This is a genomic window from Rhizobium sp. FKL33 (assembly GCF_005222915.1).
Classification (GTDB): Bacteria; Pseudomonadota; Alphaproteobacteria; order Rhizobiales; family Rhizobiaceae; genus Rhizobium_E.
Genome location: NZ_STFX01000022.1, coordinates 1 through 12,071, shown reverse-complemented (window position 1 = coordinate 12,071; position 12,071 = coordinate 1). Strand labels below are relative to the sequence as shown.

The following is a 12,071-nucleotide window of genomic DNA, read 5'->3' as shown; positions in this document are numbered from 1 at the left end:
GATGCTAAAATAGATGACGGCAATTAAAAGGATTTGAAGCGGTTGCGTAAATTTAGCGATAACTGATGCTTTTTGGGCTGGATTTAGTCGCCGTTAACCGCGTTGCTGAGACGCGCTCTCAGCCCAGATCCGGCTCATCGCAGCGCTGGCCTTGTGCAAAAACGGCAGAGGCCTCATTAAGATGCCTCTGCCGGGCGCAGCGCTTGCAGTTAGGGGTGCAGGCACCGCCTGCGAAAACCGATATCGACAAGACTGACAGAAGTCATCGATAAAAAATGACATTCTACAGAAATAATAGTTTTCAATCGTTGGTTATTCTGTCGGTGCAGACAATTTCCGGAAGAGAAATCGATATCAGCGTGAATTTTCGAATTTGGATTTTGGTGCGGACAACGGGAATCGAACCCGTACGAGCAAGCTCGAGGGATTTTAAGTCCCTTGCGTCTACCAGTTCCGCCATGTCCGCAGAGTAGATGCCTTCGCCTAACCCGGCATGCGGATTCGATCAAGGGGGCGGCGGCGCGCTTCTCGCTTGCAGGCGCGAAAAAAGGGCGACGCGAGCGCCGCCCTTCAACATGTCTCGGTTCAAACTCAGGCGACGAGCTTGGCGGCGAGCTTGGCGATGTGCGCGCCCTGGAACTTTGCGCCTTCCAGTTCGACTTCAGACGGCTGGCGGGAGCCGTCGCCATCGGTGATGGTGGTGGCGCCGTAGGGCGAGCCGCCCTTGACCGCGTCGACGCCCATCTGGCCGGCGAAGGCGTAGGGCAGGCCGGCGACGACCATGCCGTGATGCAGCAGCGTCGGGATGAAGCTGAGGATGGTGGATTCCTGGCCGCCATGCTGGGTGGCGGAAGAGGTGAACACGCCGCCGACCTTGCCGACCAGCTTGCCCTGGAACCACAGACCGCCGGTCTGATCCCAGAAATTGCGCATCTGCGAGGCGACCGAACCGAAACGGGTGCCGGCGCCGACGATGATGGCGTCGTATTCAGCGAGTTCTTCAGCGGTGGCGATCGGAGCGGCCTGGTCGAGCTTGAAATGCGCGCCCTTGGCGACGTCTTCCGGAACCAGTTCCGGCACGCGCTTGACGGTCACGTCGGCGCCGGCGGACTTCGCGCCTTCGGCGACGGCGTAGGCCATCGTCTCGATATGGCCGTAAGAGGAGTAGTAGAGCACGAGAACCTTTGCCATTGTGGCGTCCCTTCGTTGTCAGAGAAAAATTCGACAACCGCTATATAGTCGGATCGTTTCGCCCTGGCAGGATGGCAATTTGCGGCTTGAGTGTTCTCTATTGTTGAACAATGGAGGTTTTGTGAAACAGCTTTGCTTTACGCCGAGGCGGCGCGCGCGGCTTGACACGCGCTGACCTCGGGCCCAGTTTGCCCACCATCTTCCCGGAGACACTGATGATGACACATACCGACATCGTGACGGCCGCCATGCTGGCGATCGGCGACGAACTCCTGTCCGGACGGACCAAGGACAAGAATATCGGCTATCTCGCCGACATGCTGACGCTCAACGGCATCGACCTCAAGGAAGTCCGCATCGTGCCCGACGAGCAGGACGAGATCGTCGCGGCGCTCAACGCGCTCAGGGCGAAATACGACTATGTCTTCACCTCGGGCGGCATCGGCCCGACCCATGACGACATCACCGCCGATGCGGTTGGCGCGGCCTTCGGCGTGCCTGTCACGCATGAGGAAAAGGCCATGGCGCTGCTGGGCGCGATGTATCAGGCGCGCGGTCTGGAGTTCAACGAAGCCCGCCAGCGCATGGCGCGGCTGCCCGAAGGCAGCGCCCATATCGACAATCCCGTGTCGATCGCGCCGGGCTTTTCGATCGGCAATGTTCATGTGATGGCCGGCGTGCCGAACATCTTCCAGGCAATGCTCGACAATGTGCTGCCGACGCTGCGCACGGGCTCCAAGATGCTGTCGCGCTCGACGCCCTGCAACTTCGGCGAAGGCGATATCGGCGGCCCGCTGACGGCGGTGCAGAAAGCCCATCCGGAGACGGTGATCGGCTCCTATCCCAAATTCGACGGACAGCGCTATTCCACCGACATCGTGGTGCGCGCCCGCACCGAAGAGGCTCTTGACGCTGCGGTTGCGGCGTTGGAGGTCATGCTGGCCGAGGTGGCCGCCCGGCGGGAGGCCAAAGCGGACACGGACACGGATTGAGCGGCCCGGATTGACCTTGATCAAGGTTGGGCGGAACTTTGCGCCTATTGTCGACTTGAAACCGTGATAACAACGACGGGAGGCTCCAATGCCCATCAAGACGATAGCAGTCGTATTGTCCGACCCCAAAACGGCCAAGGCGGTGACCGACGCCGCCATCGGCGTGGCCAGGAAGGAAAACGCACATCTCATCGGCCTGCATGCGGAAATCGTCGATCCGCCGCCGATCATGACGCCCTTCGACCTGCCGGATTCCTCGATCATCGCCAGCCTTTACGAGGCGGCGGCCGAACGGCGGAAAACCATCGAGGCCGCGTTCAACGAGGCGACGGCGCGCGAAGGCGTGTCCTCCGCCTGGCGCGCCAGCCGGGGAACCGGGGTGATGGCGTCGCAGTCTCTGATCGATTCCTGCCGCGTCAGCGATCTGGTGATCGCCAGCCAGCCCGCCTCCGATCGGGTCGGCGATGTCGATGAATTGCTGTTCGAAACCGGGCGGCCGGCGCTGTTCATTCCCTGGATCGATCAACCGGTCCGGGGCTTCAACAGGGTGCTCGTGGCCTGGGACGGTTCGCGTGAATCGACCCGCGCCGTGTTCGACGCCATTCCGCTGATCAAGGACGCCGCCGAGATCGAACTCTTTTCGGTCGATCCGCAGGAAACCAACTCCAAGAGCGCGGTGCTCACCGGCGCCGATCTCGCCGAGTCTCTGGCGCGGCATGGCCTGAAGGTGTCGACCAACACCCAGGAGTCCGAGCGGGTGGCGATCTCGGCGGTGCTGGAAAACCGCTGCACGGATTTCGCCGCCGATCTCTTGGTGATGGGCGCCTATAGCCATGCGCGCATCCGCGAGAGGCTGTTCGGCGGCGTCACGCAGATTATTCTGGAATCGATGACGGTGCCGGTGTTCATGTCCCGCTGACCGGAGGAAATTCGGTTTTGTCGGGGATCAAAGCCGCCGCGCACTTTACGGCGCGGCGGCAACTCGGATAATGGCGCGGGAGATTTTCCACCTGATATCCGAGGACGTTCCATGTCGCTGCCTGAAAAAGCCTTCCCCGTCTCCTGGGACCAGTTCCATCGCGACGCCCGCGCGCTCGCCTGGAGACTGGCGGGTTTGAACAAGCCGTTCAAGGGCATCGTCTGCATCACCCGCGGCGGTCTGGTGCCGGCGGCGATCATTTCCCGCGAACTCAATATCCGCCTGATCGAGACGGTCTGCATCGCGTCCTATCACGACTACGTCAATCAGGGCGAGATGAACGTGCTGAAGGGCATTGCCGCGCCGCTGCTCGAAAATGACGGCGAGGGGATGCTGGTGGTCGACGACCTCACCGATACCGGCAAGACTGCGGCCGAAGTCCGCGCCATGCTGCCCAAGGCGCATTTCGCCGCCGTCTACGCCAAGCCGAAGGGCGTGCCGATGATCGACACTTTCGTCACCGAAGTCTCGCAGGACACATGGATCTATTTCCCCTGGGACATGGGTTTCACCTATCAGGAGCCGATCGCCAAGGATCATCGCGGCTGATCGCCTTTCGCAAGGCTCAGTCCTGTTTTCGATGGCCCGCTTGCGCCCCATGGCCCAAGCGGGCCTTTTTTCATTTGGGGCGGTTCTGTCATGTCTTCGTTGCACGTCGGCAATCATGCGTCTTTCGCCTCCGAATCGAAGCGGGTGGGCGTTCGAAAATTCTGGTCCCTAAGATTGTATGATTTTTCGGTTTCTCTCCGAATTTGCCGAAAAATTTCTATTCATGCGCCACAAGAACGCCGTTTCAGCGAAAAGTGTCCTCTTTCGTTAAAACAATCGGGGCGTGTTTCATGTTTTCTTAATGTAGCAAAGATAATTTGTTCAGCAGAATATGCAGGGCAGCTATGCAATCTTGCCATGAGGGCAGGCGAAAGAGGCGGAACATCCCGGCGTTTTTTCGGGAGCGGCGCCCAAAGAGGTCTCCTCCATGAAGTTATTCCGCAATCTCTCTCTCACCGTAAAACTGTCGGCTCTGATCGTGGCTATCAACGCTGTCGGTTTGGCTGGGCTCGCCGTGAACACATGGCGGCAGGAGAGCGCACAGATGCTTTCGCTCTCGGAGCGGGGTTGGATCAAGGATTCCGAACAGTTCGCGACGCTCGCCGCCGGCGGCGTCAAATGGGGCAAGGCGGCCGTGGTGCAGGAGGCTTACGCTCTCTATCGCGACAATGCCGGTCTCAATCTCACGCAATTTTCCGCGTTGAACGCCAGCGGGGCGCCGGTGGACGCCTGGACCCGTCCGGACAGCCAGTTTTCACTGAGCGCCGAGGACGTGGCGGCGCTTGCGCAAAAGGGCGCGGCGAAGTCGGAAGTCAGCCATGCCCGGGTCGCGGATGGATTGGTGGCGGTTGCGTCGCCGCTGCCGCTCGACAAGAAGGGCAAGCCGCAGGGCGTCGTGGTCACCGTATGGTCTGCGGATGCGATTTTCGCCGAAGCGCGCAACAAGGCGCTCACTGCGCTCGCCATCCAGTCCGGCGTCATCATGCTCGCGGTCGGGGCCTTCCTGTTCGCGATGCGGCGACTGGTGGGCGCGCCGCTCGGCCGCATCAGCCAGCGCATCAATCAGCTGCAGGCGGGCGATCTCGATACGCCGGTGGTCTATCAGGAGCGCGGCGACGAAATCGGCTTCCTGGCGCGCGCGCTCGACGTGTTCCGTCAGCAGGCGATCGACAAAGTCCGTCAGCAGGACGCAGCGGAGCGCGAGCGCTCCAACAACGAGGCTGAGCGTCGGCGCAACGCCGAGGCTGAGAAGCGTGCGGCCGACCAGCAGCGCGCGGTGGTCGACACGCTCGCCGCAGCGCTCGGCAAACTCGCCGATGGCGATTTCAGCATCCGTCTCGACGATCTCGGCCAGGAATTTTCCGAGGTGCAGCGCGACTTCAACCGCATGATCGAGGCGGTGGCCGAAGCGATCGACAATATCAAGCGCGTCTCTGTCGCCGTCGAGAACGGCTCGCAGGAGCTCGCCAATTCCGCCGAGCAACTCGCCAAGCGCACCGAGCAGCAGGCCGCGGCGCTGGAAGAGACGGCGGCGGCCCTGTCGGAAGTCAGCTCCACCGTCGACCTTACGGCGCGTAATGCCGAGACGGCGGTCAAGATGGTCGAGGAAGCCAAGAACGACGCCCATAATTCGGCGCTGATCGTTCGCGAGGCGATCGGGGCCATGGACCAGATCCAGACGTCCTCGAGCCAGATCGGCAAGATCATCGGCGTCATCGACGAAATCGCCTTCCAGACCAATCTTCTGGCGCTCAATGCCGGCGTCGAGGCGGCGAGGGCGGGCGAAGCCGGCAAGGGCTTTGCGGTGGTGGCGCAGGAAGTGCGCGAACTCGCGCAACGTTCCGCCAACGCCGCCAAGGAGATCAAGCAACTGGTCACCATGTCGAACGCGGAAGTCTCCAACGGCGTCAACCTGGTCAATCGCACCGGCGATGCGCTGGTGACGATCGAGCAGCGCGTCAACGGCATCACCCAGACGATCCAGACCATGGTGCAGTCCTATCAGAGCCAGGCGCATGGCCTGCGCGAGATCAACGGCGCCATGAACCAGATGGACCAGACCACGCAGCAGAACGCCGCCATGGTCGAGGAAACCAGCGCCGCCTGCCACGACCTGCTCGGCCAGAGCCGGACGCTGCAGGCCGGCGCCCAGCGCTTCCGCATCCGCGAAAGCGCCAAGGCTCCCGCCGCGACGCGGCAGGACAGGCAGCAATACGCAGACGCCGCTCCGGTTCGCCGGCCGGCGCCTGCCCGGACGATGCGCGCCGCGGCAGCCGCGGCGCCGGTTACGGACTCCTGGGAGGAGTTCTGAGGTCGAGATACGCACGAAGGCGTGCGGGGCAAAAGGAAAGGGCGTATGATGAAGAACAAACTGACAGCAATGCTCATGGCCGCGGTAATGATGGCGCCATGGGCGGCGCAGGCCGAAGAAGCGCATGTCGCGCCGGTCACCGATTATGTGAAAGCCAATGTGGCGACCTGGATCAACGATCCGGTGATCATCGAGGCGATCAAGGCGCAGAACGCCAAGACCGCCGGCCTGAGCGACGCCGACATCGACGGGCTCGACAAGACCTGGCGCGCCGAGGTCGACGGCGGCGACCGCAAGATGATCGACGAAGTCCTCAACAACGCCGCCTCGAAATTCCTGCATGAGAAGCAGGAGGCGTCCGAGGGCGTCATCGCCGAAATCTTCGTCATGGACGCCAAGGGGCTCAATGTCGGCCAGAGCGATGTGACCTCCGACTACTGGCAGGGCGACGAAGACAAGTTCCAGAAGAGCTTCGGCGCCGGCAAGGACGGCTTCTTCGTCGACGAAGCCGAGAAGGACGAGTCCACCCAAGCGCTGCAGTCTCAGGCCTCGATGACCATCGTCGACGAGAGCGGCGCGCCGATCGGCGCCGTCACCATTGGCATCAATCTCGACGCGCTCTGAGCGTTCGACTACCCTTACGGAACACCGTTGCGGCCGGATCTCTCAGGGACCGGCCGCGCTTTTTTCGGCTTTTCCGCTCGGGCTTTTCTGATTCGTTTTTGCGCTGCCACAGATCGCTCTCTCGCAAAAGCGATCGGTCGATTTCGCGAAAAAAATAAATATTGGATTTACCAAACTGTGAACAAGCCGCCCCGGCTTGACCTCGTCTCGGCCCGAAACGCCGAGATTAGAAGCGGTTAGCCGTTATCCCGTTTTTCCACATGCCTGCGCCACAAGATATGGTGTTAATAATTCCTTCACAGACCACCCCTTGACGGAATCGGGCCCCTGTTTCTTAATGGGAACGTTGCGGCGGCGACTGGACCGGAAAGTTACGAGGACCGGTTCATCCTATGGAAAAATCGATGGTTTCAGCGCTCTCCGGCGGTCGCTTTGCTGCGTCTCCGGGACCCGAGAACCCGCGTCGAAAAATTCCGTCCGCCATGGAACGAATGCTGGACCGATAAAGTTGTTGATACTATATTTAGTGTTTGCAGCTAAATTCGGCACCAGATAAAGGGGCGACCGGAAATCCTGTTTCCCAAAAGGTAACGAGATGCGAACTGGCTGCGAGGCGCTCCCTCGGGCCGGACGAGGACATTCGCGCCCATGGCGCGGCACTGATGCTAGGGGATTGAAGAGATGCGCATTGAACGGAATTTCACCGAGGCGGGCAAATCGGCCTATGACGCGATTGCCTTCCGAACCGCCACCAGCGAGATCCGCAATCCCGACGGCTCCGTCGTCTTCCGGCTCGCCGACATCCATGTCCCCGAGCAATTCAGCCAGGTCGCGGCCGACATTCTGGCGCAAAAGTATTTCCGCAAGGCCGGCGTTCCCAAGGCGCTGAAGAAGGTCGAGGAAAACAACGTTCCGTCCTGGCTGTGGCGCTCGGAAGCCGACACCGCCGCGCTCGCCAAGCTCCCCAAGGACGAGCAGTACGGTTCTGAAACCGACGCCCGCCAGGTCTTCGATCGTCTCGCCGGCACCTGGACCTATTGGGGCTGGAAGGGCGGCTACTTCTCGTCCGAAGAAGACGCGCTCACCTTCCGCGACGAACTCGCCTATATGCTCGCCACCCAGCGCGTCGCGCCGAATTCGCCGCAGTGGTTCAACACCGGCCTGCACTGGGCCTATGGCATCGACGGCCCCGGCCAGGGCCATTTCTATGTCGACCCCTTCACCGGCAAGCTGGTGAAGTCGAAGTCGGCTTATGAGCATCCGCAGCCGCATGCCTGCTTCATCCAGTCGGTCGAGGACGATCTCGTCAACGAAGGCGGCATCATGGATCTGTGGGTGCGCGAGGCGCGCCTGTTCAAATACGGCTCCGGCACCGGCTCCAACTTCTCCTCGCTGCGCGGCGAGGGCGAAAAGCTGTCGGGCGGCGGCAAGTCCTCGGGCTTGATGAGCTTCCTCAAGATCGGCGACCGCGCCGCCGGCGCGATCAAGTCGGGCGGCACCACCCGCCGCGCCGCCAAGATGGTGGTGGTCGACATCGACCATCCCGATATCGAGGCCTACATCGACTGGAAGGTCAAGGAAGAGCAGAAGGTCGCGGCCCTCGTCACCGGCTCCAAGATCGTCGCCAAGCATTTGAAGGCGATCATGAAGGCCTGCGTGAATTGCGAGGCCGACAACGACGCCTGCTACGACCCCAAGCAGAACCCGGCGCTGAAGCGCGAGATCAAGGCCGCCAAGGCCGCGCTCGTGCCGGAAAACTATGTCCAGCGCGTCATCCAGTTCGCCCGACAGGGCTACAAGGACATGGAATTCAAGACCTATGACACGGATTGGGATTCCGAAGCCTATCTGACCGTGGCCGGCCAGAACTCCAACAATTCCGTCTCGATCAAGGACGACTTCCTGCGCGCCGTCGAGCGCGACGACGTCTGGAACCTGACCGCCCGCAAGGACGGCAAGGTGGTGAAGACGCTGAAGGCGCGCGATCTCTGGGAGTCGATCTCTTACGCCGCCTGGGCCTCGGCCGATCCGGGCCTGCATTTCAACACGACGATGAATGACTGGCACACCAGCCCGGCGGCAGGCCCGATCCGCGCCTCCAATCCGTGCTCGGAATATATGTTCCTCGACGACACCGCCTGCAATCTCGCCTCGCTCAACCTGATGATGTTCAAGGATCAGGCGACCGGCAGGATCGACATCGCCGCTTACGAACACGCTGTCCGCCTCTGGACCGTGGTGCTCGAAATCTCGGTGATGATGGCGCAGTTCCCGTCCAAGCGCATCGCCGAACTCTCCTATGAGTATCGCACGCTCGGCCTCGGCTACGCCAATATCGGCGGCCTGCTGATGTCCTCGGGCATTCCCTACGACTCCAAGGAAGGCCGCGCCATCGCCGGCGCGCTGACCGCGATCATGACCGGCGTCTGCTATGCGACGTCTGCCGAAATGGCGTCCGAACTCGGTCCGTTCCCGATGTTCGCCCCGAACCGCGACAACATGCTGCGGGTCATCCGCAACCATCGCCGCGCCGCTCTCGGCCAGACCAGCGGCTACGAGAAGCTGGCGGTCGATCCGGTGGCGCTGATCCATGGCGATTGCCCGGATCAGGATCTCGTGACGCACGCCACCGCCGCCTGGGACAAGGCGCTGGAGCTCGGCGAACAGCATGGCTATCGCAACGCTCAGGTTTCGGTCATTGCGCCGACCGGCACGATCGGTCTGGTCATGGATTGCGACACGACCGGCATCGAGCCCGACTTCGCGCTCGTCAAGTTCAAGAAGCTGGCCGGCGGCGGCTACTTCAAGATCATCAACCGCGCCGTGCCGGAAGCGCTGCGCTCGCTCGGCTACACGGAAAGCCAGATCGCCGAGATCGAGGCCTATGCGGTCGGCCATGGCAACATCAACCAGGCGCCGGGCGTGAATCCCGGTTCGCTGAAGGCCAAGGGCTTCACCGACGAGAAGATCGAAGCGATCAACGCCGCCACCAAGGCCGCCTTCGACATCAAATTCGTCTTCAACCAGTGGACGCTCGGCGCCGATTTCCTGCGCTCGCTCGGCGTCTCCGACGAGGAGATGAACGCGATCGACTTCAACCTGCTCGATCGTCTCGGTTTCTCCAAGAAGGACATCGAAGCCGCCAACATCCATGTCTGCGGCGCGATGACGCTGGAAGGCGCGCCCTTCCTCAAGAAGGAACATCTGCCCGTCTTCGATTGCGCCAATCCCTGCGGCAAGATCGGCAAGCGCTATCTCTCGGTGGAAAGCCATATCCGCATGATGGCGGCGGCCCAGCCGTTCATCTCGGGGGCGATCTCCAAGACGATCAACATGCCGAACGACGCCACCGTCGAGGATTGCAAGAGCGCCTATATGCTCTCCTGGAAGCTCGGCCTGAAGGCCAATGCGCTCTATCGCGACGGCTCCAAGCTCTCCCAGCCGCTCAACGCCTCGCTGATCGAGGACGAGGACGACGAGGACGCGCTCGAAGAGCTGCTGCAGGCTCCGGCCGCCGCAGCCGCCGTCACCGTCACCGAGAAGATCGTCGAACGCGTGGTCGAGCGTCTCGTGCGCGAACGCGAAAAGCTGCCGAACCGCCGCCAGGGCTACACCCAGAAGGCCGTGATCGGCGGCCACAAGGTCTATCTCCGCACCGGCGAATTCGGCGACGGCCGCCTGGGCGAAATCTTCATCGACATGCACAAGGAAGGCGCCGCCTTCCGCGCGATGATGAACAACTTCGCCATCGCCATCTCGCTCGGCCTGCAATATGGCGTGCCGCTGGAAGAATATGTGGAGGCCTTCACCTTCACCAAGTTCGAACCGGCCGGCATCGTGCAGGGCAATGACGCGATCAAGAACGCCACGTCGATCCTCGACTATGTGTTCCGCGAACTCGCCGTCAGCTACCTGAACCGCCATGATCTGGCGCATGTCGACACGTCTGATTTCTCCAACACCGCGCTGGGCAAGGGCATCCAGGAAGGCAAGACCAACCTGATCTCCACCGGCTGGACCCGCGGCTACAAGCCGACGCTGGTCGGCGGCTCGGGCGTCGATCGTTCGGAAGCCAAGGGCGCGGCGACCGCCGCTCCGGCCAAGGCCTCGGCCACCGTCGCCGCCTTCTCGGGCAACGCCGCGCGCAAGCTCGAGCCGGTGACGGCGATCTCGACCTCGGAAGTCGTCTCCTTCAAGCGCGATTATGAAGAGCGCGCCAAGGAATTCGTCGAGGACATCACCGAAGAGATCACCGAAACCGCCTCCGACGCGACCGCGCTCTTCTCCGACAAGGCCGCCGCCGACGCCGCAGCGGCGAAATCGGAAGCCAAGAAGATGGAGAACGCCCGCCGCATGCAATCGATCGCGCAAGGCTATACCGGCAATATGTGCTCGGAATGCCAGAACTTCACCATGGTGCGGAATGGCACCTGCGAGAAGTGCGACACCTGCGGCGCGACGAGCGGTTGCAGCTGAGGCTTGACGTCAGGTTGAAATATAGTTCAATCTTTATCCCGCGGTAATTGAATTACCGCGGGATTTTTGTTTTTCAATCATGCTGGGCTGTGTTTGTTGTCATGGAAAAATTAGCGCCAAGGACTTTTGTAATTGAGGAAAATGGATTCCCCGATCTACCTCAGATGATGTTCAGAACAGTAAGCGCCCTTAAGTCGCTTGGCGGATCCGCTGCGATTGATGAACTAAACGATGCTGTGACGGAGATGGAGGGGGTAACAGAGCTTGAGCAAAGCTATCTCATGCCGAACGGACGAGACCAAAGACTAAACTACTATCTCGCCTGGGCGCGCACTTTTCTCAAGCGAGGTGGCGCGCTCCAAAACTCAGCACGCGGCGTTTGGAATTTAACTGAATTGGGTATGAACATAAACCATCGTTCTCAGACGCAAGATATATACAACAAAGTTTATGAAGAAGAGCGAGAGCGGGCGAAAATAAAGCGTCATAAACAGAAAAATGAAGTTGGAATAGAGGCGGCGAATGGCGAGGTCGTGGTTGGGGACGTGTCGGAGGAGCCTACCGCTGAACGAACCTGGAAAGAAGTATTATTAGATTGCCTCTTAAATATTTCTTCTGATGCTTTTGAGCGTCTCTCGCAACGTTTAATGCGTGAGGCAGGATTCGTAAAAGTTGAAGTTCGAGGAAAATCCGGCGATGGAGGAATTGACGGTGTTGGAGTCCTCCGCGTGAATCTTGTTTCCTTTCAAGTCTACTTCCAATGTAAGCGTTGGCAAGGGAGTGTTGGAGCCAGGGAGATCAGAGATTTTCGAGGAGCTCTTCAGGGGCGCGCCGACAAGGGGCTGTTCATAACAACTGGAACATTTACTAGAGCATCGTACGATTAATCCGGGGCACATCCTGCCGCTTTGAAGAAGTTCCAGCATTCGGCTCGATTGAAGAGGTTGCA

The 12,071-nt window shown here is 60.8% G+C and carries 8 protein-coding genes and 1 tRNA gene; 7 read left to right on the top strand and 2 right to left on the bottom strand.

The window, feature by feature from the left end; translation table 11 throughout:
• Nucleotides 1–381: 381 nt before the first annotated feature.
• Together E8Q41_RS14090 and wrbA are read right to left on the bottom strand one after the other, a co-directional pair.
• Nucleotides 382–466, bottom strand: a tRNA-Leu gene (locus tag E8Q41_RS14090).
• A 125-nt stretch (nucleotides 467–591) separates the two neighbouring features.
• The gene (gene wrbA, locus E8Q41_RS14085) at nucleotides 592–1,191 is read right to left on the bottom strand and encodes an NAD(P)H:quinone oxidoreductase type IV (protein ID WP_137156184.1); all 600 of its coding nucleotides are present in this window, start codon (nucleotides 1,189–1,191) and stop codon (nucleotides 592–594) included.
• 218 nt (nucleotides 1,192–1,409) lie between these two features.
• On the opposite strand from wrbA, the gene E8Q41_RS14080 reads away from it, so the two are divergent.
• The 7 genes from E8Q41_RS14080 to E8Q41_RS14050 all read left to right on the top strand — a co-directional run bounded on the left by E8Q41_RS14080 (nucleotide 1,410) and on the right by E8Q41_RS14050 (nucleotide 12,009).
• Nucleotides 1,410–2,183: a competence/damage-inducible protein A gene (locus E8Q41_RS14080; protein ID WP_137156278.1), complete on the top strand. Its 774-nt coding sequence runs from the start codon at nucleotides 1,410–1,412 to the stop codon at nucleotides 2,181–2,183.
• Between the two features lie 88 nt (nucleotides 2,184–2,271).
• On the top strand, nucleotides 2,272–3,102 hold the full coding sequence (locus E8Q41_RS14075; RefSeq protein ID WP_137156183.1) for a universal stress protein: 831 nt from the start codon (nucleotides 2,272–2,274) through the stop codon (nucleotides 3,100–3,102).
• 111 nt (nucleotides 3,103–3,213) lie between these two features.
• Complete coding sequence (gene gpt, locus E8Q41_RS14070; protein ID WP_137156182.1) at nucleotides 3,214–3,711, top strand: xanthine phosphoribosyltransferase; 498 nt, start codon at nucleotides 3,214–3,216, stop codon at nucleotides 3,709–3,711.
• Between the two features lie 427 nt (nucleotides 3,712–4,138).
• Nucleotides 4,139–6,022, top strand: a complete 1,884-nt coding sequence (locus E8Q41_RS14065) for a methyl-accepting chemotaxis protein (protein ID WP_137156181.1) — start codon at nucleotides 4,139–4,141, stop codon at nucleotides 6,020–6,022.
• Nucleotides 6,023–6,070: 48 nt separating this feature from the next.
• The gene (locus E8Q41_RS14060; protein WP_137156277.1) at nucleotides 6,071–6,646 is read left to right on the top strand and encodes a PDC sensor domain-containing protein; all 576 of its coding nucleotides are present in this window, start codon (nucleotides 6,071–6,073) and stop codon (nucleotides 6,644–6,646) included.
• 681 nt (nucleotides 6,647–7,327) lie between these two features.
• Nucleotides 7,328–11,122 (top strand): vitamin B12-dependent ribonucleotide reductase, encoded by a 3,795-nt coding sequence (locus tag E8Q41_RS14055; protein WP_137156180.1) that lies wholly within the window; start codon nucleotides 7,328–7,330, stop codon nucleotides 11,120–11,122.
• A gap of 101 nt (nucleotides 11,123–11,223) precedes the next feature.
• Complete coding sequence (locus E8Q41_RS14050; protein ID WP_137156179.1) at nucleotides 11,224–12,009, top strand: restriction endonuclease; 786 nt, start codon at nucleotides 11,224–11,226, stop codon at nucleotides 12,007–12,009.
• The last annotated feature ends 62 nt before the right edge of the window (nucleotides 12,010–12,071 follow it).